The sequence below is a fragment of the Agrobacterium fabrum str. C58 genome, assembly GCF_000092025.1.
Classification (GTDB): Bacteria; Pseudomonadota; Alphaproteobacteria; order Rhizobiales; family Rhizobiaceae; genus Agrobacterium; species Agrobacterium fabrum.
Window position 1 is genome coordinate 1,344,225 of record NC_003063.2, and the last position, 22,854, is coordinate 1,367,078.

The following is a 22,854-nucleotide window of genomic DNA, read 5'->3' on the forward strand; positions in this document are numbered from 1 at the left end:
GCCTGACCCAATGAATGTGAAGGAAAAACAGATGCAGCATACAGATGATACGAGAGACATCGCCGGTGTACAAAAGCCGGAGGCTCCATCGGGAAGACGAGCCCTCATCACGGGCGCATCGAGTGGCCTTGGGATCGAATTTGCCGAGCTGCTGGCAGCGCAGAAGATGAACCTCGTGCTCGCAGCCCGTCGAAAGGAGCCGATGGAAAAACTTGCCGAGGACCTTCGCCGAAGACATGGCGTCGACATTCTTGTCGAGCCTATCGACCTTGCCGCACCCGGAGCCGCCGCTCGCCTGAAAGACAGCCTGAACGAGAGGGCGATACAGATCGACATACTGGTGAACAATGCCGGATACGGGCTACAGGGTGAGTTTCTGAAAACCCCGATCGAGCGCACCACCGACATGATTCAGCTCAACATCACGGCGCTGACTGAACTCAGCTATGTTTTCGGCCGGGACATGGCCGCCAGGGGATCGGGAGAGATTCTTCTGATAGCCAGTCTACTGGCTTTCCAGCCTGTCCCTACCTATGCCGCATATGCGGCCACGAAATCTTACGTGCTGTCATTTGGTGAGGCTTTGCACGACGAACTTCGCACGCAAGGCGTGGTCGTCACCAGCCTTTGCCCGGGGCACACTGAAACAGGATTTGATGCCGCTGCCGGCGCTCAGGTCTCGCCAATGTTGCGCCTGCTCACCATGAAACCCCGTCCCGTTGCAGAAGCCGGACTTGAAGCTCTCGCCAAAGGCAAGGCGTCCGTTATTGCCGGTTTCATGAATAAGGTGGTTGCGTTTTCAACTCGTCTGACCCCGCGTTCCATGCAGCGGGCTTCCATGCGCAAAGTAATGGTGCCGTAGGACTGGAGAATGCGGCACGGGGTTTAATTGAACTCCAGGCTCATGCGAACGAGATCGTCCCACAGGCTCTCCGCGAAACCGCGCAGTACGATAATTTCAAAAGCGGAAATATCGATACGGGTGATATGGGCGGCGATATGGCCGATCAGCGTCGCGGCGGAGCGTCCGACCGGAAAAGTGGCGAGCGAAAGGTTGACCGCTGTTCCTTTTGCCAGCACCCGTTCGGTCATCTTGCCTTCAATGCGGATGCGCACGCGCCCCTGGCTCTGGTCCACACCCGCTGCCTGCGGCTCGAGCGCGGCGAGAAGCGTCTTCATATCCACGCCAGACAGCGGCTGTTCACCGACGATGAACCATTGACCGGGAGAGACGGCGCGCACATCGCCTTTTCCGAGGCTACGCAGGCGGGCCTCCATATCCGATGCGTCGGGTGAGGCCAGCACATGGACGATCGCGCCTTCCGGCAGCGGCGAGAGCTTGATGGCGGCGGAGGCAATCGCTGCCTTGGCGCCAAGCACCGGGCGGAGGGCTGGCCGGAAACCGGATTTGAAATCGGTCTTGGGATCAGACATGGAGCTTCTCATTCTCAGGGTCGAAGAAAACCGGATGGCAGAGGCGGGCGGCGGTGAACTCGTTGCGCAGACCGTTCCAGACCATGACTTCCTCGCCGTGGCGGGCAGCACCGTTCTTGACGAGGGCGAGGCCGATGGTCGAGTCGAGGTGCGGTGAGAACGCGCTTGAGGTCACATAACCCTGATCGTTTTCCAGCGTTGCCGCAGCATCCCTGGCGAGAATATGCGAGCCGCTCCGGAAGGAGTGGCCGGGATCAAGCGGCATGACGCCAACGAGGCCTGGACGGTTCGCTGCCGAAAGGCCCTCGCGCTCCAGCATCCGCCGGCCGATGAAATCGGCCTTGGTGGTGGAAACCATTTTACCGAAGCCGAGATCGGCGGGCACCACCGTGCCATTGATCTCATTATGGGTGACATGGCCCTTTTCGATCCGCAGCACGCCGAGCGCCTCGACGCCATAGGGCATGATGCCTTCGGGCGCGCCCGCTTCCATCAGCGCATCGGCAACGCTCTCGCCGTAACCGGCGGGGACGGCAAGCTCGTAAGCCAGTTCGCCGGAGAAGGAAATCCGGAACAGGCGCCCATGCAATTGCCCGCCAAACAGCGAGACTTCTTTGGCGGCAAGGAAGGGGAAGGCCTCATCCGAAATGTCGTCATCGACGATCCTTTGAAGAATGTCCCGTGCCTTTGGCCCGGCAATCGCCATTTGCGCCCATTGGTCGGTGACGGAGGCGAGCCGCACGTCGAGATCCGGCCAGAGCGCCTGGGCGCAGAATTCCAGATGGTTCATCACACCAGCGGCATAGGCCGTGGTGGTCGTCATGAAGAAGCGGTTTTCCTCCAGCCGGCTGGTGGTCCCGTCGTCATAAATCATGCCGTCTTCGCGCAGCATCAGGCCATAACGCGCCTTGCCGACCGGTAGCTTGAGAAAGGCGTTGCAATAAACCCGGTTGAGAAATTCGGCGGCGTCCTTGCCACAGATTTCGATCTTGCCAAGCATCGAGACGTCGCAGAGCCCGGCATTTTTGCGGACGTTCAATACCTCGCGGTCGACGCTTTCCCGCCAGCCGCTTTCGCCTTTGCGGGGAAACCAGGAGGAGCGATACCAGAGACCGGTTTCAACGAAGACCGCGCCGTTTTTCTCGGCCCAGCCATGCAGCGGCGATTTGCGAGCCGGCTGGAAATGATGGCCGTGATAGGCTCCTGTCAGGGCGCCGAAAGAGACGGGCGTATAAAAAGGCCGGAAGGTGGTCGTGCCGACCTCCGCCGGGGAAACCCCACGCGCTTCGGCCAGCAGCCCGACGGCATTGACATTGGAAAGCTTGCCCTGATCGGTCGCCATGCCGTTTGTCGTATAACGCTTGGCCAGTTCGACATGGCCATAACCTTCACGGATGGCGAGGCCCAGATCCTTGCGATGAACATCGTTCTGGTAGTCGATAAAGGCTTTCGCCTTGATGCCGGGGATGGACCAGAGCGCCTTTGCGGGAGGAGCCACGATATCGTTTTCCACCATGCCGAATGCGGGTGCGGTCGCTGCAAAACCGAGGTTTTGCGCAAGTGCCGCGCCCTTTCGCCCGCCATCCTCAAGGCAGGCTGCGATGCCGTTTGTCGCAGATACAGCACCGGCGAGTTCCAGGCCCTTGAGATTGCCGGGCGCCAGGAAAGCGGCATGGTCTTCCGACCAGACCGGTTTGCCGCCGCGATGGCAGGCGAGATGGATGACCGGGCTGAAACCGCCCGACATCGCCAGCGCATCGACATTGAGGTTTTCCGTGCGTCCGTTCGCATAAATCTCGATGGCGGAAAGCGCCTTGCCACCCTTTGCATTCGAGACGACGCCACCCTTGATGACACGCGCCTTGCCGTCATAGCCCGGATGACCCTGCTCGCGACTATCGATGATGGCGGCAAGAGGAATGCCCTGTGCCTCCAGATCGCGGGCGAGTGCATAACCGCTGTCATTGGTGGTGAAAATCGCCGCCGTTTTGCCGGGGCTGACGGCATAGCGGTTGAGATAGCTGCGCATCGCGCCGGCCATCATCACGCCGGGAATGTCGTTGCCGCCAAACACCAGCGGCCGCTCTTCTGCGCCGGTGGCGAGCAGCGCGCGCTTGGCCACAATGCGCCACAGGCGTTCCACAGGCACATGCGATTTCGGGTTGGCCAGGTGTTTCTGCACCCGCTCCACCGCGCCGAAGACATTGCCGTCATACCAGCCGAAAGCCGTTGTTCGCGTCAGCACCGTCACATCAGGCAGGGCTTCGAGTTCGGCGATGCAGCTTGCGGCGAAATCCGCAGCGCTTCTGCCGCCAACGGTCGCGGTTTCGGAAAGAAGCCCGCCGCCTGCGACGGAATGTTCATCGACGATGATGACGCGCGCGCCAGCGCGGCCGGCGGCAAGGGCTGCCGCAAGTCCTGTAGCGCCCGCGCCGATCACCAGCAGATCGCAATGCGCCCAGCATTTGTCATAGGCATCCGGGTCCGCCTCGTAGCTCGCCTTGCCGAGACCGGCCGCCTTGCGGATGAAGGGCTCGTAGATTTTTTCCCAGAAGGCGGCGGGCCACATGAAGGTCTTGTAGTAAAACCCCGCGCCGAGGAAGGGCGACAGCAGGCCGGTCATTGCGCCTATATCGAAATCGAGGGAGGGCCAGCGGTTCTGGCTTTTCGCTTCCAGCCCGGCATAAAGCTCCTGCATGGTGGCGCGTGTGTTCGGCTCGGTGCGGCCACCGCTGCCAATGGTCATCAGCGCATTCGGCTCGGCGGCGCCAGCCGTCAATATGCCGCGCGGGCGGTGATATTTGAAACTGCGGCCGACGAGTTGCTGACCATTGGCGAGCAGGGCGGAGGCAAGGGTGTCACCCGCAAAGCCTGACATCGTCTTGCCGTCGAAGGTGAAGGAAAGCGGTTTGGAGCGGTCGATCTGACCGCCAGTCTTCAGGCGGTGGGAACTCATGCGCTTGTCACTTTCGTCTTTTCGGCAGCGTCGCGGCAGGCGGATATTTCGTGGGTGACGGTATCGCGGGCCACGACCAGCCAGCGGCGGCAGCCGGAGGTGTGGTGCCAATATTCCTCATAGGAGCCGCGCGGATTGTCGCGCAGATAGACATAGTCGAACCATTCATCGGAGCCAGCATCGGCGGCGGGCCTTTGGAGGGCTGCACCCTTGACGGTGAATTCTTCCTTGGGTCTTGGCCCGCAATGCGGGCAGGATACGAGACTTGCCATATCGAACGTCCTTGATCCGCTGGATTAATGAAGGTTGGGCTGGGCGCCCTGGCCTTTTTCATCGATGAGATAACCACGCCGGAAACGATCCAGTCGGAAGGCCGTTGCCGTTTCCTGCGGTGTGCCGCGTGCGAGAAGATGGGCGAAGCAGAAACCAGAAGCGGGTGTCGCCTTGAAGCCGCCGTAACACCAGCCGGCATTGAGATAGAGATTGTCGATCGGGGTTTGGTCGATGATCGGCGAGCCGTCCATCGACATATCCATGATGCCGCCCCAGGAACGTAGCACCCGGACGCGGGAAAGCGCCGGTATCATCGCCTTGCCGGCTTCCGCCACATGTTCGACCGTCGCCAGATTGCCGCGCTGGGCGTAGGAATTGTAGCCGTCGATATCGCCGCCAAAGACGAGGCCGCCCTTGTCGGATTGCGAGACGTAAAAATGCCCCGCCCCGAAAGTGACGACGCCATCGATGAAGGGTTTCAGCCCTTCCGACACAAAAGCCTGCAGCACATGGCTTTCGATCGGCAGTTTCAGCCCGGCCATGGCGGCGACCTGTGAAGAATTGCCCGCCGCTGCCAAAGCCAGCTTGCCGCAGCCGATGAAGCCGCGGCTCGTCTCGACGCCCACGACCGCGCCGTTTTCGCGGCGGATGCCTGTTACCTCGCACCCCTGGATGATATCGACGCCCCGGCTGTCTGCACCGCGCGCATAACCCCAGGCGACGGCATCGTGACGGACGGTGCCACCGCGCTTTTGCAGCAATCCACCCTGAATGGGGAAGCGGGCATTGTCGAAATCGAGAAATGGCAACATCGCCTTGACCGAGGCGCGATCCAGCAAGTCGGCATCGACGCCGTGCAGCCGCATGGCATTGCCGCGCCTTGTATAGGCATCGCGCTGCGCATCCGAGTGGAAGAGATTGAGCACGCCACGTTGGGAAACCATGGCGTTGAAATTGAAATCCTGCTCCAGCCCTTCCCATAGCTTCATCGAAAGTTCGTAGAACGGGTTATTGCCCGGCAGCAGATAATTGGAGCGGATGATCGTGGTATTGCGGCCGACATTGCCGGAGCCGATGTAGTTTTTCTCTAGCACGGCGACATTGGTGATGCCGAATTCCTTGGCGAGATAATAGGCCGTCGCCAGCCCATGCCCGCCGCCGCCAACGATGATGACGTCATAATGCGGTTTCGGCGACACCTCCCGCCATGCGGGTTTCCACGCCTTGTTGCCGAAAAGGCCGTTCTTGAAAATCGAAAAAGCAGAATAGCGCATCTGGCGTACCTCGAACGATATCGAGCAAGCTTAGCGATGCCGTTCGGATGGGGATTGCAGATAAGGGACATTATGATTTAAAAAAGAGACATGACGATCATCGAGCCGAAGAATATCCAGCGCATTGGTTTTATCCTCGTTCCGAATTTTGCGCTGATGTCCTATGCTTCGGCTGCGGAGCCGTTGCGCGCCGCCAATCTGATCGCTGGAACCGATCTTTACGATGCGGTTCCCCTGTCTTTTGATGGCGAGGCCGTCAGAAGTTCGTCCGGCATCATTGTTAGCTGTGAGGCGCTTGCCGCTGCCGGCGAGAAATGCCACACGATTTTCGTCTGTGCGGGCGGCGGGCCGCAGGACTGGACCGCTGCGGAAAATTCTTACGGGACGTTACGGCGGCTGGCGCGGCAGGGTGTCAGGATCGGGAGCATTTCCAGCGGCGCTTATGTGCTGGCAGCGGCGGGATTGCTGGAAAACCGCGATTTCACCATCCATTGGGAACATGCGCCGGTGCTGAAAGAGGCCTTTGGCCATCTCACGCCCCGGCAGGCGCGGTTTGTTTTCGATGGCGACCGCATCACCTGCGCCGGCGGCGTTGCCCCCCTCGACATGATGCATGCGATGATTTCGCAGAGAATGGGCGCACATTTCGCAAGGCGTGTCAGCGACTGGTACCTGCACACGGCCGTCGCCGAACCCGGCGCACCGCAGCGCGGTTCCTCTGCGGAACGTTATGGCACCAACCATCCGGCCTTGTTGACCGTGCTGGAAAAAATGGAAACGACAATTGAAAGCCCGCTCGACCGACAGACGATGGCAAAACTGGCGGGCACAAGCGCGCGCCACCTCGACCGGCTTTTCGCGACCCATCTGAAGTCGAGTTTTCTGGAGACATACCGCGCAATCCGCCTTGATCACGCCCGGCGATTGCTGGAGCAAAGCCCGCTCTCCATCGCGGAAGTGGCCTTTGCCACCGGTTTTTCCAGTGCAGGTCATTTTTCAGGGAGCTTCAAGACCCGCTTCGGCCAGACGCCGAATGCCATGCGGCAAAGATTTCCTCTGAATTAAAATAGTTTTCCTGTAAGGAAGGGAAACACGATAATGCCGGAGGACACCATGGCCAAGGATGCCAACCAGAGCGACGCTGCGCAGTTCCTGTCGCAGGACCCGCATGCCGTTCGCGAGCCGAGGGTCAACAATCTGGAAATGGCAATCGGCCACGAGGTTCGCGCCTATCGCAAGAAGCTCGGCATTACCGTCACCGATCTTGCATCGGCGACCGGCGTATCCGTGGGCATGCTCTCGAAGATCGAGAACGGCAATATCTCGCCGTCGCTCACCACGCTGCAAACGCTCTCCAAGGCGCTGGGCGTGCCGATCACGGCCTTCTTCCGTGGTTTCGAGGAGCCGCGCAGCGCCACTTTCGTCAAGGCGGGGCAGGGGGTGAATATCGAGCGCCGCGGCACCCGCGCCGGTCATCAATACAGCCTGCTTGGCCATATCGACAACAATACCAGCGGCGTCACCGTCGAGCCCTATCTCATCACGCTCACCACGGATTCGGATGTGTTCCCGACCTTCCAGCATGAAGGCATGGAGTTTCTCTACATGCTGGAAGGCGAGGTGGTCTATCGCCATGGCGAACAGCTTTTCACCATGCAGGCCGGCGATAGCCTGTTTTTCGACGCCGATGCGCCGCACGGGCCGGAAGAGCTGGTAAAACTTCCCGCGCGTTATCTATCGATCATTTCCTATCCGCAACGGCGGATGACCAGTGATTGAGATTTTGCCTTAGAAGAAAAAAATATTCCTGATAGTTGACGGAATGGAATTCCATATGTTAGCCCTTCATGCAGAAACGAATGGAGGTGCCTGTCGATGTGCGGCATTGTTGGACTATTCCTGAAAGACAAAAGCCTTGAACCGCAGCTGGGTCAGCTGCTTTCGGACATGCTCGTCACCATGACCGATCGTGGGCCGGATTCAGCCGGCATCGCGATCTATGGAGGTGCGGCCGATGGCCGCGCGAAAGTGACGATCCAGTCGGCCGATCCCACCACTGATTTTTCCGGCCTTGCCGAAGCGCTGAAGGAAAACGGCGTTGAAGCCTCGGTCACGGTGAAAAGCACCCATGCGGTGCTGGATATTCCGTCGCAGAAGCTTGACGGTATTCGTGCGGTTCTCGCCGCCATCCGGCCGAATGTGCGGGTGATGGGCTCTGGCGACAGTGTGGAAATCTACAAGGAAACCGGCCTGCCGAAGGATGTCGTCACCCGTTTCGACGTCCGTTCCATGGCCGGCAGCCATGGCATCGGCCACACCCGCATGGCGACGGAATCGGCGGTGACGACGCTTGGCGCGCATCCCTTCTCCACCGGTGCCGACCAGTGCCTGGTGCATAATGGTTCGCTTTCCAACCACAATAATCTGCGCCGCGAACTGGTGCGCGAGGGCATGACGTTCGAGACCCAGAACGACTCGGAAGTGGCGGCCGCCTATCTCACGGCGGAAATGGCCAAGGGCAAGGATCTGGGCGAGGCACTGACAAGTGCGCTCGACGATCTCGACGGTTTCTTCACCTTCGTCGTCGGCACCAAATCCGGTTTCGGCGTGGTGCGCGACCCCATCGCCTGCAAGCCGGCAGTCATGGCCGAGACCGATCAATACGTCGCTTTCGGTTCGGAATATCGCGCTCTGGTCAACCTGCCCGACATTGAAAATGCCCGGGTGTGGGAGCCGGAACCGGCGACCGTCTATTTCTGGGACCATGAAAAGGCTGCCTGAGACCCGTCATCGGCGCCTGTTTTGAAAGTCATAATCCATGCCAGTTTTCGATCTCTCCCACACGCCCTTGCGTGAATTGAATAGCGCACTTCACGGTCTTTCCTCCGGTGTCAACGATACCGAATTCGAAGTCGTCAATCCGCGCGGCCACCATGCCGTCGCTGTCGGCATCGACAGCCCCGTTACCGTCGATGTGCACGGTTCGGTCGGTTATTATTGTGCCGGCATGAATGATGGCGGCACTGTTACCGTTCATGGTTCGGCCGGGCCCGGTGTCGCTGAGAACATGATGTCGGGCACCGTCGTCATCGAGGGCGATGCCTCGCAATATGCCGGTGCCACAGGCCGCGGCGGGCTGCTGGTCATCAAGGGTAATGCCGCCTCGCGCTGCGGCATTTCCATGAAGGGCATCGATATCGTCGTGAAGGGAAATATCGGCCATATGTCTGCCTTCATGGGCCAGTCCGGCCATCTCGTCGTTTGTGGCGATGCTGGCGATGCGCTCGGCGATTCCCTTTATGAGGCGAAGCTTTTCGTGCGCGGCTCGGTCAAAAGCCTGGGTGCCGACTGCATCGAAAAAGAGATGCGGCCCGAACATCTCGAAAAGCTCGCAGAACTCCTCGAAAAGGCCGGCGTCTCGGATGTTCGGCCGGAAGAGTTCAAGCGCTACGGCTCTGCCCGCACGCTCTATAATTTCAACATCGACAACGCCGACGCGTATTGAGGCGAGGGATATTCAGATGAGCTATCACAACCCCTTCACCCCGCCGCGTAAATCCGCGACCTTCGACGACCACACGCTGGCGGAAATCCGCCGCGCAGCCGCGACCGGCATCTATGACATTCGCGGCGCAGGCACCAAGCGCAAGGTGCCGCATTTCGACGACCTGCTGTTTCTCGGCGCCTCCATCTCGCGTTATCCGCTCGAAGGTTATCGTGAGAAATGCGATACGACCGTGACGCTCGGCACGCGCTTCGCCAAGAAGCCGATCACGCTGAAAACGCCGATCACCATTGCCGGCATGAGTTTTGGCGCGCTTTCGGGCAACGCCAAGGAAGCGCTCGGCCGTGGTGCGACCATTGCCGGCACCTCCACGACGACGGGCGACGGCGGCATGACGGATGAGGAACGCGGCCACAGCCAGACGCTGGTTTACCAGTATCTGCCCTCGCGTTACGGCATGAACCCGAAGGATCTGCGCCGTGCCGATGCCATCGAGGTCGTGGTCGGCCAGGGCGCGAAGCCGGGCGGCGGCGGCATGCTGCTCGGCCAGAAGATTTCTGATCGCGTCGCCAATATGCGCAACCTGCCAAAGGGCATCGACCAGCGATCCGCCTGCCGCCACCCTGATTGGACTGGTCCTGATGATCTGGAAATCAAGATCCTCGAACTGCGCGAAATCACCGACTGGGAAAAGCCGATCTACATCAAGGTCGGTGGTGCGCGGCCCTATTACGACACAGCCTTGGCGGTGAAGGCAGGTGCCGATGTGGTGGTGCTTGATGGCATGCAGGGCGGCACGGCTGCCACGCAGGATGTCTTCATCGAAAATGTCGGCATGCCCACACTTGCCTGCATTCGCCCCGCCGTTCAGGCGCTTCAGGATCTCGGCATGCACCGCAAGGTGCAACTGATCGTCTCCGGCGGTATCCGTTCGGGTGCCGATGTTGCCAAGGCGCTGGCGCTTGGTGCGGATGCTGTCGCCATCGGCACGGCGGCGCTGGTGGCGCTGGGTGATAACGATCCGCATTGGGAAGAGGAATATCAGAAACTCGGCACCACGGCCGGCGCTTATGATGACTGGCACGAAGGCAAAGACCCCGCCGGCATCACCACGCAGGATCCCGAACTGGCCGCGCGTCTCGATCCCGTCGCCGCCGGTCGCCGCCTTGCCAACTACCTGAAGGTCATGACGCTCGAAGCGCAGACCATCGCGCGCGCCTGCGGCAAGAACCATCTCCATAATCTGGAGCCGGAAGATCTGGTGGCGCTGACCATGGAGGCGGCTGCCATGGCGCAGGTTCCGCTGGCGGGAACGAACTGGTTCCCGGGGAAAGGCAGCTTTTAAGCCACAAAGAACGGACGGGCGCATTTGGGAGGATGTGCCCGTCTTTTTTCAAAGAAGTGTCTGATACCAAAAAAAGGGGAATGACGTGACACTGGACCTCTCCAAATTTGCTGCCGAAAAGGGCATCAAATATTTCATGATCAGCTATACCGATCTCTTCGGCGGCCAGCGCGCCAAGCTGGTGCCGGCGGAAGCGATCGCCGATATGCAGAAAGGCGGCGCGGGTTTTGCCGGTTTCGCCACATGGTTCGATCTGACGCCTGCCCATCCCGATCTTTTCGCCGTGCCGGACGCCTCCTCGGTCATCCAGCTTCCGTGGAAAAAGGACGTCGCCTGGGTGGCAGCCGATTGCGTCATGGAAGACCAGCCGGTGGAGCAGGCACCGCGCGTGATGCTGAAAAAACTCATCGCGGAAGCGGCGGGCGAGGGGCTCAGGGTCAAGACAGGCGTCGAGCCGGAATTTTTCCTGATTTCGCCTGACGGTGCGAAAATCTCCGACGAATACGACACGGCGGAAAAGCCCTGCTACGACCAGCAGGCGGTGATGCGCCGTTATGACGTTATCGCCGAGATTTGCGACTACATGCTGGAGCTGGGTTGGAAGCCCTACCAGAACGACCATGAGGATGCGAATGGCCAGTTCGAGATGAACTGGGAATATGACGATGCGCTCCAGACTGCCGACAAACATTCCTTCTTCAAGTTCATGGTCAAATCCGTCGCCGAAAAGCACGGGCTGCGCGCCACCTTCATGCCGAAGCCGTTCAAGGGGCTGACCGGCAACGGCTGCCATGCGCATATCTCGGTCTGGGATATGGACGGCAAGGTCAACGCCTTCGCCGACAAGGAAATGCCCTTCGGCCTCTCGGCTAAAGGCAAGACCTTTTTGGGTGGCATCATGAAACACGCTTCAGCGCTCGCGGCGGTTACCAATCCGACGGTCAATTCCTACAAGCGCATCAACGCGCCGCGCACCATTTCCGGCGCGACCTGGGCGCCGAACACGGTGACCTGGACCGGCAATAACCGCACCCATATGGTGCGTGTGCCGGGTCCGGGGCGTTTCGAACTGCGCCTGCCGGATGGTGCGGTGAACCCCTATCTGCTGCAGGCCATCATCATCGCCGCCGGTCTCTCCGGCGTTCGCTCCAAGGCCGATCCCGGCCCGCACTACGATATCGACATGTATCGTGAAGGCCATACCGTCACGGATGCACCGAAGTTGCCGCTCAATCTTCTCGATGCGCTGCGCGAATATGAGAAGGATGCGGAGTTGCAGCAGGCGCTCGGCATGGAATTCTCGAAGGCCTATCTCAAGCTCAAGCAGGGGGAGTGGAACAGCTATTGCGCACAGTTCACCGCCTGGGAGCACCAGACCACGCTCGACGTCTGAGCCCGGTTTTCCCCGCCGCCCTTGCGGCTTTTCCCGCGCGCGTCAAACCGCGCGGGTTTTTCCCATATCGATGACAGAGAGGCGCCAGATGACGAATTTCGTCCTCACCGTAACATGCAAATCCACCCGTGGCATCGTCGCGGCCCTTTCAGGCCTTCTGGCGGAGAAGGGCTGTAACATCGTCGACAGTTCGCAGTTCGATGATCTCGGCACCGGTCGCTTTTTCATGCGGGTGGGTTTCATCTCCGAGGAAGGCGCGACGCGGGAGGCGCTGATGGCGGGGCTCGCGCCGATTTCAAAGACATTCGGCATGGAGGTGGCGCTGCATGATCAGGCTGAGCGGATGAAGGTTCTGCTGATGGTGTCGCGTTTCGGTCATTGCCTTAATGACCTGCTTTACCGCTGGCGTATCGGGGCCTTGCCGATCGATATTGTCGGCGTCGTCTCCAACCACTTCGATTACCAGAAGGTCGTCGTCAATCACGATATTCCCTTTCACCACATTCCGGTGACGAAGGAGAACAAGCCGCAGGCCGAAGCCCGGATCATGGAGATCGCTGAAAGCACCGGCACGGAGCTTGTCGTTCTGGCGCGCTACATGCAGGTGCTTTCCGACAGGATGTGCGAGGCGATGTCTGGCAAGATCATCAATATCCACCACTCCTTCCTGCCGTCCTTCAAGGGCGCCAACCCCTACAAACAGGCCTATCAGCGCGGCGTGAAGCTGATTGGTGCGACGGCGCATTATGTCACGGCCGATCTGGATGAAGGGCCGATCATCGAGCAGGATATCGTTCGCATCACCCATGCCCAGTCGGCCGAGGATTATGTCTCGCTTGGCCGTGACGTGGAGGCGCAGGTGCTGGCGCGTGCCATCCACGCCCATATTCATCGGCGCGTCTTTTTGAACGGCAGCCGAACGGTGGTGTTTCCACCCAGTCCCGGTTCCTATGCATCGGAAAGGATGGGATGAGGTGTTTCGGTCTGGTCAGACCGCCCGCCGCGCCTTGGCTGTTGCCATGAAGATGATGCGCGGCTAAATAAGTTGGTACGCCATAATATAAAGAGCCAGAACCTGCTTCGGCGTGCGGCGAGCGCAGGCGGGATGTGCCAAACGAGGTGATACCATGACCGGTGCTTTGCAGGGAACTGCCATTCGCGTTGAGCGTCCGACGAAGACGCTGAGGGAACTCGCGCTCGACAAGGTGCGGGATGCGATCGTGAATGGTTATTTCCGCCCGGGCGACCGTCTGGTTGAGCGCGAACTTTGCGCCCAACTCGGTGTTTCCCGCACCATCGTGCGAGAAGTCCTGCGGCATCTGGAATCCGAAGGGCTGGTGGCGAACCTGCCGAATAAAGGCCCGATGGTTGCGCTGCTCGATCTCGACGAGGCCAAGCAGATTTATGAAATCCGTGGTGCGCTGGAAGGAATGGCGGCGCGTCTTTGCGCCGAACGCCGCGATCCTGCCATTGTCGAGGCCCTGGAGGTTTCGCTCAGGCGCATCCGCGAAAGTTATGTCGCCAAGGATATGCCGGGCGTGCTCACGCATACCTCGTCCTTCTACCAGACGCTGTTCAGCAAGATCGACCGGCATGTCGCCTGGGGCGTCGTCAATTTGCTGACGGTGCGGATCAACCATCTGCGCTCCATGACGATCAAGACGAAAAGCCGCGATACCGACGGTCCGGCGCAGATGGAGAAGATCGTCGATGCCATCCGCAAGGGGGACGGTGACGCCGCTTACAAAGCCGCGCTCGATCATGTGACCAGCGCCTGTGCCATTGCCGAAGCCGTCCTGACGGCGCAAAAAACCGCCGACTGACGGATTTTTCGGCTGAAATCGATCCATTCTTGTGGCTCCCCTGCCGGGAGCCGCATAGGTGTTCTTATTTACTTTATCGTTGTTTTTCAATAATTTAGAAAAATAATTAGCCGCTTCTTGACAGGGTAAACCGTTTGGTGTGATGGTATGCCATAATCAATAATATAAAGAGCGGAGCTTAATATGAACTGGAATCCGATTTCCCGGAAACGCATAGCCGTGCGCGCCAAAACCCTCCTGGCCGGTGCCGCAGTCACTCTTTTCGCCGGTGCCGCCGTCGCGCAGGATTGCACGCCGAAAATATCCGACGACCATCTCATCAAGCCCGGTCATCTCGTCATGGCCACCAGCCCGACCCTGCCGCCAATGGCCTATGCCGATCAGCAGGGTGTCCTGAAAGGTCTTCGTATTGAACTCGGTTATGAGATTGCCAAACGTCTGTGCCTGAAGCCGGAATATATCAGCACCGAATATGCCACCATGGTGCCGGGTCTGCAGGGCGGGCGTTGGGACATGATCAATGCCGGCCTGTTCGTGACGGCGGAGCGGCGCAAGATCCTGTTCATGATCCCCTATGAAAATCTCGCCATCAGCATTTCCACAGCCGTCGGGGCTTCCGATCCCATCACCAAGATCGACGATCTCGCCGGAAAGGCCGTCAGCACCGACATCGGCGGTTACGCCGAGCGCAAGATCAAGGAACTGAACGAGGACTTCAAGAAGCGCGGTCTCGCGCCGATGACCATCAACCTGTTCGACAATTATGCGACCGTCTATCAGGCGCTGCGCGCTGGCCAGGTGCAGGCGGCCGTTTCCATCGACCCCGTTGCCAAGCAATATCAGGATCGCGGTGAATTCACCCATGCGCTTTCTGGCATGTATCCCACGCCCGGTTCGCTCTCCTTCGGCAGCAAGGACGTGGCCGACGCCGTCTCCGCCGCCCTGAAGGAGATGAGGGCCGATGGTTCTCTCGAAAAGCTGATGGGCGGCTACGGTGTCAGCATGGCGCCCGGCGACCTCGCCGTTCTCGGCCCGGAAGGCTGAATTCCACCCATCTTGAACTGTCATCGTGGCGGGGAAAGCTCCCGCCGCGACCGTTCCCGCATGAATTGGAGAAAGACGTGAAGGGTTGGAACTGGGAAGGTTTCTTCGAATATCTGACGAATTATTATCTGTTCGAGGGCGCGCTGGTGACGCTCGGTCTCACGGTGTTTGCCATGACGGCGGGTCTTGCGCTGGGTTTCGTCATTGCGGTCATGCGCATGTCTAAATACCGGTTCTTGTCCGGTCCGGCCTATTTCTACACCTGGATCTTTCGCGGCACTCCGCTTCTGGTGCAGCTCATCATCATCTATACCGGCCTGCCGCAAATGGGCATCAAGCTGACGGTGCTGCAATCCACCCTTATCGGCCTGTCGCTCTGCGAAGCGGCCTATCTTTCTGAAATCGTCCGGGCGGGCATCGCCGCCGTGCCGAAGGGCCAGATCAATGCGGCGCGGGCCATCGGCATGACCGAGGCGCAGGTGATGCGCTACATCGTTGCCCCGCAGGCCTTCCGCATCATCATCCCGCCGCTTGGCAACTCCGTGAACGGCGTTTTGAAGACGACATCGATCGCCTCGATCATTTCCATGGAGGAGCTTCTGCGCCGCACGCAGGTGCTCATTCAGGAAAAGTTCCTCGTGCTGGAGCTGTTCACCGTCGCGGCGCTTTATTATCTGGCCATGACGACCGCCTGGGAACTCATTCAGCGCCGTATCGAGAAGCGCTTCGGCAAGGCCTATGGTCCCATGTCGACTGACATACATTAAGGAGCGGTCCGATGTCGCAAACAACCAGCATGATCGAACTGCAATCCGTCAATAAATGGTACGGGCCGCATTTCCAGGTTCTGACCAATTGCAGCCTCAATGTCGCCAAGGGCGAAGTCGTCGTGATCTGCGGGCCCTCCGGCTCGGGCAAGTCGACGCTGATCAAATGCGTCAATGCACTCGAGACGATCGGCAACGGCGTCATTACCGTCAATGGCGTGGAAGTGACCAACCCAAAGACCGATATGCCGAAACTGCGCTCCAGAGTGGGCATGGTATTTCAGCATTTCGAACTCTTCCCGCATATGACGATCCTCGAAAATCTCTGCATCGGGCAGGAGAAGGTTCTGGGCCGTACACCGGCGGAAGCGCTGGCCAAGGCCAATGCGCTGCTGGAGAGGGTGGGACTGACGGCGCATGCCAGAAAATATCCCGGCCAATTGTCGGGTGGGCAGCAGCAGCGCGTCGCCATTGCCCGCGCGCTGGCCATGGACCCGGTTGCGATGCTGTTCGACGAGCCGACATCGGCGCTCGATCCGGAAATGATCAACGAGGTCCTCGACGTCATGGTCTCGCTCGCCCAGGAGGGCATGACGATGATGGTGGTGACGCATGAGATGGGGTTTGCCCGCAAGGTGGCGGACCGCATCGTCTTCATGGATGGCGGCAAGATCGTCGAGATCGGTGAGGGCGACAGTTTCTTCACCGATCCGAAGACGGAAAGAGCCCGCTCGTTCCTGTCGAAAATCCTGGCCCACTAGGCCCATGCATGCCGGAGCAGGGTCGTAAATCTGCTTCGGCCATTCCGAACAACGCAGAATGATAGTGGCGGAGAACCGCAATGATAAACCGTGTCCTGATGCCCCGCGAAATGCTTATCGGCGGCGGCAGCCGATTTCGATTACCCGCCGTGGTAAAATCGCTTGGCGTCCATCGCCCCCTGCTGGTCTGCGATCCCGTATTGCAGAAGCTCGGCCATGCCGATGCGCTTTTGCAGGCGCTGGCCGAGGAAGGCATCGAGGCCGCCGTGTTCTCGGACGTCGTGGAAGACCCGACGGATATATCCATCGCCACCCTGGTGAAACGCATTTCCGATGGCGGCCATGACAGTCTCGTCGCACTTGGTGGCGGCAGCGCCATGGATACGGCCAAGGCGGGCGCCATCGTTGCAACGAGCGGGGAGGATTTGCGCGCCCTGAAAGTGCCGCGGATCGTGGATTTCGCCGTCATGCCGGTGATTGCCATTCCGACGACGGCCGGTACCGGTTCGGAAGTGACCCGCGCCGCCGTCGTCACCGACACGGCTGCCAGCGAAAAAATGCTGATCCTCGGCACCGCCGCTTTGCCGGTCGCGGCCATCATCGATTATGAGCTGACGCTGACATGTCCTTACCGTGTCACGGTCGATACCGGCATCGATGCGCTGACCCATGCGCTGGAAGCGCTGGTCAACCGCAATGGTAACGCCCATTCCGAGGCGCTGGCGCTTTCCGCCCTGAAGCTGATCGGCGCCAATCTTGAAAAAGTGGCTGATAACCCTGATGACCGGGATGCGCGTGAAGCGATGATGCTGGGCGCGACCCATGCCGGGCTTGCCGTCTCCAATACATCGACCGCACTGATCCATGGCCTCAGCCGTCCAGTCGGCGCGTTTTTCCATGTACCGCATGGCATGTCGAATGCGATGGTGCTGCCGCTGGTCACGCAGTTTTCGCTGAATTCCGCTCTTCCGCATTATGCTGCGGCCGCGCGGGCGCTCGGCTCCGCCGCCGCGACAGATAGCGATCAGGTCTCCGGTGCGAAGCTGGTGGAGGCTTTCCTCGGCCTGAACAGGCGGTTGAAGGTGCCGACCCCACAAGAGTTCGGTATCGACAGGAGCCGCTATCTCGATCTTGTGCCGGAAATGGTGCGGCAGGGCCTTGCTTCGGGTACGCCGGCAAATAACCCCCGAGTGCCCACAGTTGCCGAAATGACGAGGCTATATGAACTCGCCTATGACGGAAGCATCGCGGAATTTTAAGTCATAAATATCTGTTAATGTTAATGATTTTCCACTTTCTGACGAAAAATCATGCGGTACTTGACAGTCATATATTATGGCATACCATAAGACATCATATTTACGGAGAAAACGCCCATGTCCATCCAGATCCGCAAGACCCTGCTGCAGGTCGAAACGACGTTGATTGAGGGAGGCAGGGCCGCCGCAACGCCTCTGAAGCTGTTCAGCGCGATTGCGGTGGTGAAAAATCCCTGGGCGGGAAAAGGCTTCGTGGAAAACCTCAAGCCGGAAATCCATGCCGGTGCGCCTGTGCTCGGGGAGCTGCTGACGAAGATGATCCTTGATGCCGTTGGCTCTGGCGAGGCCGTGGAGGCCTATGGCAAGGCGGCGGTTGTCGGGCTGGATGGCGAAATCGAACATGCCTCCGCGCTCATTCACACGCTGCGCTTCGGCAATCATTATCGTCAGGCGGTGGGCGCCAAGTCTTACCTCGCCTTCTGCAATACCCGTGGTCCGGGCAATGCGCCGATCATGATCCCGCTGATGGACAAGAACGATGAAGGCCGCCGCTCGCATTATCTGACCATACAGACTTCCATTCCCGATGCCCCGGCTGCGGACGAGATCGTGGTCGCGCTCGGTGCTTCCGTCGGCGGCCGGCCCCATCACCGTATTGGCGACCGTTACCAGGATCTGCAGGATCTCGGTCAGGACGTCGCCAATCCGGCCGGCGTTTGAGGGTGACGTCAATGCAGGAGGCCGCCACCACGTCACGGGTCAATGTTGCAAAGGCAGGTGCTGCCGCGCTCCCTCGCAAGATGACCGAGGGTGGGGCGGCTTATTTCGAAGCCGGTGCCGGAGAAGAGCTGATCCTCATCCACGGCGTCGGCATGCGGCTTGAAGCCTGGGAGCCGCAGATCGACGTCTTTTCCCGCACGCACCGTGTCATCGCGGTCGATATGCCGGGTCATGGCGGCAGCGAACGGTTGCCTGCGGGCAGTACGCTTACGGATTTTGTCGGCTGGTTCGGCCGTTTTCTGGACGATATGCGGATCAACCGCGCCAATGTCGCCGGCCATTCCATGGGGGCGCTGATTTCCGGCGGTGCCGCTGCGACCTTCAGCGATCGTGTCGCGCGCGTTGGTTACCTGAACGGTGTCTATCGCCGTGATCCCGCGGCGAAGGCGGCGGTGCTTGCACGGGCTGCGGCCATCCGCACCGAAGGCGTGGACAAGCAAGGACCGCTGCTGCGCTGGTTCGGTGATGACGCCAAGAGCCAGCATGCGCGGGAACTGACACGCGGCTGGCTGGAAATGGTCGATCCGGAAGGTTACGCGGTTGCCTACACCGCCTTTGCGGGCGGAGATGAGATTTATGCGGACCGTTGGCCGTCTGTCACCTGCCCGGCGCTGTTTCTGACCGGTTCTGACGATCCGAATTCGACGCCGCTGATGGCCGAGCAGATGGCGGGGATCACGCCGCGCGGTTACGCTCGTATCGTCGAGGCGCACCGGCATATGGTCAATCTGACCGCACCTGAAACTGTCAATGCATTGATGGCCGAATGGCTGGCTATTGAGGAGGAGCCGCAATGACTGTTGCAACGCTTGACCCGCGCGCGCTACGCGACGCCTTCGGCGCTTTCGTAACGGGAGTAACGATCGTGACCACGCGGGATGATGCGGGAAAGCCCGTGGGCTTCACCGCAAATTCCTTCACTTCGGTATCGCTCGATCCGCCGCTGCTGTTGATCTGCCTCGCGCGTACCTCGCGCAATTTCGCGACAATGACCGGCGCGAAAAACTTCGCCGTCAACATTTTGTCGGAAAGCCAGAAAGACCTGTCCAATACCTTCGCGCGCCCGGTGGAGGATCGTTTTGCCGCCGCCGAATGGTCGGATGCGCCGCAGGGTTCGCCCGTCTTTGCTGAAGTCGCAGCCTGGTTCGAATGCACCATGCAGGAGGTTATCGAGGCGGGTGATCATGTCATCCTGCTCGGCCGTATCGGTGCTTTCGATAATAGTGGCCTGAACGGTCTCGGTTATGCGCGCGGCGGATATTTCACGCCGATGCTGGCCGCCAAGGCGGTGTCAGCAGCGGCCGAGGGTGAAATTGTTGTCGGCGCGGTGCTGGAACGCCGTGGCGAGATTTACCTTGTTGGAGATGATGTTCTGTCGCTGCCCGGCTGTGTCGTCGCAGGCGGCGATCCGGTTGCGGCGCTGACATCGCGCCTTCAGGACCTGACGGGCCTCTCCGTCAGGACAGGTTTTCTATACTCCGTTTACGAAAACAAGGCGGATGGCCGCCAGCATATCGTCTACCACGCACTTGCCGAGGGCGATGATGCACCGCGTCAGGGCCGCTTCCTGTCGCCCGGCGCGCTCGGCTCCGCAAAATTCGACTCCGGCGCAACGGCGGATATCGTCAATCGCTTCGCGCTGGAAAGCTCCATCGGCAATTTCGGCGTCTATGTCGGCAACGAGACCGCCGGCAAGGTTCATCCCATTTCCATGAAGGCGGTAAACCCATGAAATTTTCCCTCTTCGTCCACATGGAGCGGCTGGACGCCTCGCAGGATCACAAGACCCTCTACGAGGAATTCGTCACCCTTTGCGAAATCGCCGATCGCGGCGGCATGCATGCCATCTGGACCGGCGAACATCACGGCATGGATTTCACCATTGCGCCCAACCCCTTCGTGACGATTGCCGATCTCGCGCGCCGCACGAAGACGGCACGTCTTGGTACCGGTACGGTCATCGCGCCCTTCTGGCATCCGATCAAGCTTGCCGGCGAAGCGGCGATGACCGATCTCATCTGTGATGGCCGTCTCGATATCGGCATTGCCCGTGGTGCCTATTCCTTTGAATATGAGCGGCTGCTTCCCGGCCTCGATGCCTGGGGCGCCGGCCAGCGCATGCGCGAATTGATCCCCGCCGTCAAAGGCGTGTGGGCGGGCGATTACGCCCATGACGGCGAGTTCTTCAAATTTCCCGCCACCACGTCCGCTCCCAAACCGCTGCAACAGCCCTTTCCGCCCATCTGGGTGGCGGCGCGCGATCCGAATTCCCACGAATTCGCCGTCGCCAATGATTGCAACGTGCAGGTGACGCCGCTGTGGCAGGGTGACGACGAGGTGGAAACCCTGATGGGCCGCTTCAACCATGCCTGCGCCAAGAACCCGGAAAAACAGCGCCCGAAAATCATGCTGCTGCGCCATACCTATGTCGGTTCCGATGAAGCCGATATTGCGCAGGCCGCCCATGAGATGAGCGTCTATTACAACTATTTCTTCGCGTGGTTCAAAAACGAGACGCCGGTTCATCAGGGCCTCATCGAGCGCATTGCACCGGAGGATATTGCCGGAAACGCCATGCTTTCCGGCGATGTCATGCGCAAGAACAACGTCGTCGGCGATGCCGATGACGTCATTGCCCGCCTCAAGGCCTACGAGGCCATGGGTTATGACGAATATTCCTTCTGGATCGATACGGGCATGAGCTTCGAGCGCAAGAAAGCGTCGCTGGAGCGTTTCCTGTCCGACGTCATGCCGGCTTTTGCGGAGTAAGGTGATGCGCCGTTTTCAGTGCTATATCGACGGACGTTTCGAGGATGGTGAGGCCAGCTTTTCCAGCCTCGATCCCGCAACCGGCCAGCCCTGGGCCGAAATGCCGGAAAGTCGCGAGGCGGATATCGGCCGTGTGGTCGAGGCCGCGCATCGGGCGCTTTACGAGGATACTGTCTGGTCGAAACTGACGGCGACGCAGCGCGGCAAGCTCCTCTACAGGCTGGCCGATCTCGTCGCGGAAAATGCGAAGACGCTCGCTGAACTCGAAACCCGCGATACCGGCAAGATCATCCGCGAAACGTCGGCGCAGATCGCTTATGTCGCTGACTATTATCGCTATTATGCGGGCCTCGCGGACAAGATCGAAGGCGCCTACCTGCCCATCGACAAGCCGGATATGGATGTCTGGCTCCGGCGCGAACCGGTCGGCGTTGTCGCGGCGATCGTGCCGTGGAACAGTCAGCTGTTTCTTGCCGCCGTGAAGATCGGTCCGGCGCTGGCCGCCGGCTGCACTATCGTCGTCAAGGCATCGGAAGATGGGCCGGCACCGCTTCTGGAATTTGCCCGGCTGGTGCATGAGGCCGGTTTTCCTGCCGGTGTCGTCAACGTTGTTACCGGTTTCGGCGCGTCATGCGGCAACGCCCTCACCACGCATCCGAAGGTCGCCCATATCGCCTTCACCGGCGGCCCGGAAACGGCCCGACATATCGTCCGCAACTCGGCCGAAAACCTTGCCTCCACATCGCTGGAACTCGGCGGCAAATCGCCGATCCTCGTTTTTGCCGATGCCGATCTCGAAAGTGCCGCCAACGCCCAGGTGGCAGGCATTTTTGCAGCGACCGGCCAGAGTTGCGTGGCTGGTTCGCGGCTGATCATCGAAAAAAGCGTCAAGGACCGGTTCCTCCAGATTCTGGCGGCAAAGGCCGAGGCGATCCGCATCGGTTCGCCTTTGGATATGGCGACGGAAGTGGGGCCGCTTGCAACGGAGCGTCAGAGGAAGCACATCGTTTCGCTGGTTTCCGCCTCGGTAGATGCCGGCGCGAAGGTGGTGACGGGCGGTGAGCCTGTGGAGGGTGAAGGCTATTTTTACCGGCCGACCATTCTCGATTGTGACGGCATTCGCTCGCCTTCCTTGGAAAAGGAGTTTTTCGGCCCTGTTCTTTCGGTCGTTTCCTTCGAAACCGAAGCGGAAGCCATTTCGCTTGCCAATGACACGGTCTATGGCCTTGCGTCGGGCGTTTTCACGCAGAACCTGACACGGGCTCACCGGCTGATGAAGGCGATCCGCGCGGGCATCGTCTGGGTGAATACCTATCGCGCTGTTTCGCCGATTGCGCCCTTTGGCGGCTTCGGCCTTTCGGGCGACGGCCGTGAGGGCGGGCTTGCGGCGGCGCTCGATTACACACGCACCAAGACCATATGGCTCAGAACTTCCGACGATCCGATCCCCGATCCTTTCGTGATGCGGTGA

22 protein-coding genes are annotated in these 22,854 nt (G+C 60.0%); 18 read left to right on the forward strand and 4 right to left on the reverse strand.

Annotated elements, in window-relative coordinates; translation table 11 throughout:
* Nucleotides 1-31 precede the first annotated feature (31 nt).
* A complete protein-coding gene (locus ATU_RS19725; RefSeq protein ID WP_035257877.1) occupies nucleotides 32-862 on the forward strand; it encodes an SDR family NAD(P)-dependent oxidoreductase in 831 nt (276 codons plus the stop codon).
* A 23-nt stretch (nucleotides 863-885) separates the two neighbouring features.
* Here ATU_RS19725 and ATU_RS19730 read toward each other — a convergent pair whose 3' ends face one another.
* Genes ATU_RS19730 through ATU_RS19745 form a run of 4 tightly spaced genes read right to left on the reverse strand, consistent with a single transcriptional unit; the run spans nucleotide 886 to nucleotide 5,937 of the window.
* On the reverse strand, nucleotides 886-1,434 hold the full coding sequence (locus ATU_RS19730; protein WP_010973654.1) for a sarcosine oxidase subunit gamma: 549 nt from the start codon (nucleotides 1,432-1,434) through the stop codon (nucleotides 886-888).
* Nucleotides 1,427-4,390: a sarcosine oxidase subunit alpha gene (locus ATU_RS19735; RefSeq protein WP_010973655.1), complete on the reverse strand. Its 2,964-nt coding sequence runs from the start codon at nucleotides 4,388-4,390 to the stop codon at nucleotides 1,427-1,429. The genes ATU_RS19730 and ATU_RS19735 overlap by 8 nt, the downstream gene beginning before the upstream one ends.
* Entirely contained in the window at nucleotides 4,387-4,662 is a 276-nt protein-coding gene (locus tag ATU_RS19740; RefSeq protein WP_010973656.1) for a sarcosine oxidase subunit delta family protein, read from the reverse strand. The genes ATU_RS19735 and ATU_RS19740 overlap by 4 nt, the downstream gene beginning before the upstream one ends.
* A gap of 24 nt (nucleotides 4,663-4,686) precedes the next feature.
* The gene (locus ATU_RS19745) at nucleotides 4,687-5,937 is read right to left on the reverse strand and encodes a sarcosine oxidase subunit beta family protein (protein WP_010973657.1); all 1,251 of its coding nucleotides are present in this window, start codon (nucleotides 5,935-5,937) and stop codon (nucleotides 4,687-4,689) included.
* Nucleotides 5,938-6,027: 90 nt separating this feature from the next.
* Between ATU_RS19745 and ATU_RS19750 the strand changes: the two genes are divergently transcribed.
* The 17 genes from ATU_RS19750 (at nucleotide 6,028) to ATU_RS19830 (ending at nucleotide 22,854) form a co-directional block, all read left to right on the forward strand.
* Nucleotides 6,028-7,002 (forward strand): GlxA family transcriptional regulator, encoded by a 975-nt coding sequence (locus ATU_RS19750; protein ID WP_010973658.1) that lies wholly within the window; start codon nucleotides 6,028-6,030, stop codon nucleotides 7,000-7,002.
* A 33-nt stretch (nucleotides 7,003-7,035) separates the two neighbouring features.
* On the forward strand, nucleotides 7,036-7,716 hold the full coding sequence (locus ATU_RS19755) for a helix-turn-helix domain-containing protein (RefSeq protein ID WP_035257882.1): 681 nt from the start codon (nucleotides 7,036-7,038) through the stop codon (nucleotides 7,714-7,716).
* A gap of 96 nt (nucleotides 7,717-7,812) precedes the next feature.
* On the forward strand, nucleotides 7,813-8,718 hold the full coding sequence (locus ATU_RS19760) for a class II glutamine amidotransferase (RefSeq protein WP_010973660.1): 906 nt from the start codon (nucleotides 7,813-7,815) through the stop codon (nucleotides 8,716-8,718).
* A gap of 37 nt (nucleotides 8,719-8,755) precedes the next feature.
* Complete coding sequence (locus ATU_RS19765) at nucleotides 8,756-9,442, forward strand: GltB/FmdC/FwdC-like GXGXG domain-containing protein (RefSeq protein WP_010973661.1); 687 nt, start codon at nucleotides 8,756-8,758, stop codon at nucleotides 9,440-9,442.
* Between the two features lie 16 nt (nucleotides 9,443-9,458).
* Nucleotides 9,459-10,787 (forward strand): FMN-binding glutamate synthase family protein, encoded by a 1,329-nt coding sequence (locus tag ATU_RS19770; RefSeq protein ID WP_010973662.1) that lies wholly within the window; start codon nucleotides 9,459-9,461, stop codon nucleotides 10,785-10,787.
* A gap of 85 nt (nucleotides 10,788-10,872) precedes the next feature.
* Complete coding sequence (gene glnT, locus ATU_RS19775; protein ID WP_010973663.1) at nucleotides 10,873-12,180, forward strand: type III glutamate--ammonia ligase; 1,308 nt, start codon at nucleotides 10,873-10,875, stop codon at nucleotides 12,178-12,180.
* Between the two features lie 88 nt (nucleotides 12,181-12,268).
* Complete coding sequence (gene purU, locus ATU_RS19780) at nucleotides 12,269-13,153, forward strand: formyltetrahydrofolate deformylase (protein WP_010973664.1); 885 nt, start codon at nucleotides 12,269-12,271, stop codon at nucleotides 13,151-13,153.
* Nucleotides 13,154-13,307: 154 nt separating this feature from the next.
* Nucleotides 13,308-14,003 (forward strand): GntR family transcriptional regulator, encoded by a 696-nt coding sequence (locus tag ATU_RS19785; RefSeq protein ID WP_010973665.1) that lies wholly within the window; start codon nucleotides 13,308-13,310, stop codon nucleotides 14,001-14,003.
* Nucleotides 14,004-14,186: 183 nt separating this feature from the next.
* Nucleotides 14,187-15,047 (forward strand): ABC transporter substrate-binding protein, encoded by an 861-nt coding sequence (locus ATU_RS19790; protein ID WP_010973666.1) that lies wholly within the window; start codon nucleotides 14,187-14,189, stop codon nucleotides 15,045-15,047.
* Between the two features lie 77 nt (nucleotides 15,048-15,124).
* Entirely contained in the window at nucleotides 15,125-15,814 is a 690-nt protein-coding gene (locus tag ATU_RS19795; RefSeq protein WP_006316017.1) for an amino acid ABC transporter permease, read from the forward strand.
* Nucleotides 15,815-15,843: 29 nt separating this feature from the next.
* On the forward strand, nucleotides 15,844-16,575 hold the full coding sequence (locus ATU_RS19800) for an amino acid ABC transporter ATP-binding protein (RefSeq protein ID WP_010973668.1): 732 nt from the start codon (nucleotides 15,844-15,846) through the stop codon (nucleotides 16,573-16,575).
* 80 nt (nucleotides 16,576-16,655) lie between these two features.
* On the forward strand, nucleotides 16,656-17,834 hold the full coding sequence (locus tag ATU_RS19805) for an iron-containing alcohol dehydrogenase (RefSeq protein ID WP_010973669.1): 1,179 nt from the start codon (nucleotides 16,656-16,658) through the stop codon (nucleotides 17,832-17,834).
* Between the two features lie 117 nt (nucleotides 17,835-17,951).
* Nucleotides 17,952-18,554: an amino acid synthesis family protein gene (locus ATU_RS19810; protein WP_010973670.1), complete on the forward strand. Its 603-nt coding sequence runs from the start codon at nucleotides 17,952-17,954 to the stop codon at nucleotides 18,552-18,554.
* An 11-nt stretch (nucleotides 18,555-18,565) separates the two neighbouring features.
* A complete protein-coding gene (locus ATU_RS19815; RefSeq protein ID WP_010973671.1) occupies nucleotides 18,566-19,411 on the forward strand; it encodes an alpha/beta fold hydrolase in 846 nt (281 codons plus the stop codon).
* Nucleotides 19,408-20,346 (forward strand): flavin reductase family protein, encoded by a 939-nt coding sequence (locus ATU_RS19820; protein WP_010973672.1) that lies wholly within the window; start codon nucleotides 19,408-19,410, stop codon nucleotides 20,344-20,346. The genes ATU_RS19815 and ATU_RS19820 overlap by 4 nt, the downstream gene beginning before the upstream one ends.
* A complete protein-coding gene (locus ATU_RS19825; RefSeq protein WP_010973673.1) occupies nucleotides 20,343-21,383 on the forward strand; it encodes an LLM class flavin-dependent oxidoreductase in 1,041 nt (346 codons plus the stop codon). Before ATU_RS19820 ends, ATU_RS19825 begins: the two co-directional genes overlap by 4 nt.
* A 4-nt stretch (nucleotides 21,384-21,387) precedes the next feature.
* Entirely contained in the window at nucleotides 21,388-22,854 is a 1,467-nt protein-coding gene (locus tag ATU_RS19830) for an aldehyde dehydrogenase (protein WP_010973674.1), read from the forward strand.

Coding starts and splice junctions, on each gene's coding strand:
- ATU_RS19725 (WP_035257877.1), top strand. CDS start 32: ATGCAGCATACAGATGATACGAGAGACATCGCCGGTGTACAAAAGCCG.
- ATU_RS19730 (WP_010973654.1), bottom strand. CDS start 1,434: ATGTCTGATCCCAAGACCGATTTCAAATCCGGTTTCCGGCCAGCCCTC.
- ATU_RS19735 (WP_010973655.1), bottom strand. CDS start 4,390: ATGAGTTCCCACCGCCTGAAGACTGGCGGTCAGATCGACCGCTCCAAA.
- ATU_RS19740 (WP_010973656.1), bottom strand. CDS start 4,662: ATGGCAAGTCTCGTATCCTGCCCGCATTGCGGGCCAAGACCCAAGGAA.
- ATU_RS19745 (WP_010973657.1), bottom strand. CDS start 5,937: ATGCGCTATTCTGCTTTTTCGATTTTCAAGAACGGCCTTTTCGGCAAC.
- ATU_RS19750 (WP_010973658.1), top strand. CDS start 6,028: ATGACGATCATCGAGCCGAAGAATATCCAGCGCATTGGTTTTATCCTC.
- ATU_RS19755 (WP_035257882.1), top strand. CDS start 7,036: ATGCCGGAGGACACCATGGCCAAGGATGCCAACCAGAGCGACGCTGCG.
- ATU_RS19760 (WP_010973660.1), top strand. CDS start 7,813: ATGTGCGGCATTGTTGGACTATTCCTGAAAGACAAAAGCCTTGAACCG.
- ATU_RS19765 (WP_010973661.1), top strand. CDS start 8,756: ATGCCAGTTTTCGATCTCTCCCACACGCCCTTGCGTGAATTGAATAGC.
- ATU_RS19770 (WP_010973662.1), top strand. CDS start 9,459: ATGAGCTATCACAACCCCTTCACCCCGCCGCGTAAATCCGCGACCTTC.
- purU (WP_010973664.1), top strand. CDS start 12,269: ATGACGAATTTCGTCCTCACCGTAACATGCAAATCCACCCGTGGCATC.
- ATU_RS19785 (WP_010973665.1), top strand. CDS start 13,308: ATGACCGGTGCTTTGCAGGGAACTGCCATTCGCGTTGAGCGTCCGACG.
- ATU_RS19790 (WP_010973666.1), top strand. CDS start 14,187: ATGAACTGGAATCCGATTTCCCGGAAACGCATAGCCGTGCGCGCCAAA.
- ATU_RS19800 (WP_010973668.1), top strand. CDS start 15,844: ATGATCGAACTGCAATCCGTCAATAAATGGTACGGGCCGCATTTCCAG.
- ATU_RS19805 (WP_010973669.1), top strand. CDS start 16,656: ATGATAAACCGTGTCCTGATGCCCCGCGAAATGCTTATCGGCGGCGGC.
- ATU_RS19810 (WP_010973670.1), top strand. CDS start 17,952: ATGTCCATCCAGATCCGCAAGACCCTGCTGCAGGTCGAAACGACGTTG.
- ATU_RS19815 (WP_010973671.1), top strand. CDS start 18,566: ATGCAGGAGGCCGCCACCACGTCACGGGTCAATGTTGCAAAGGCAGGT.
- ATU_RS19820 (WP_010973672.1), top strand. CDS start 19,408: ATGACTGTTGCAACGCTTGACCCGCGCGCGCTACGCGACGCCTTCGGC.
- ATU_RS19825 (WP_010973673.1), top strand. CDS start 20,343: ATGAAATTTTCCCTCTTCGTCCACATGGAGCGGCTGGACGCCTCGCAG.
- ATU_RS19830 (WP_010973674.1), top strand. CDS start 21,388: ATGCGCCGTTTTCAGTGCTATATCGACGGACGTTTCGAGGATGGTGAG.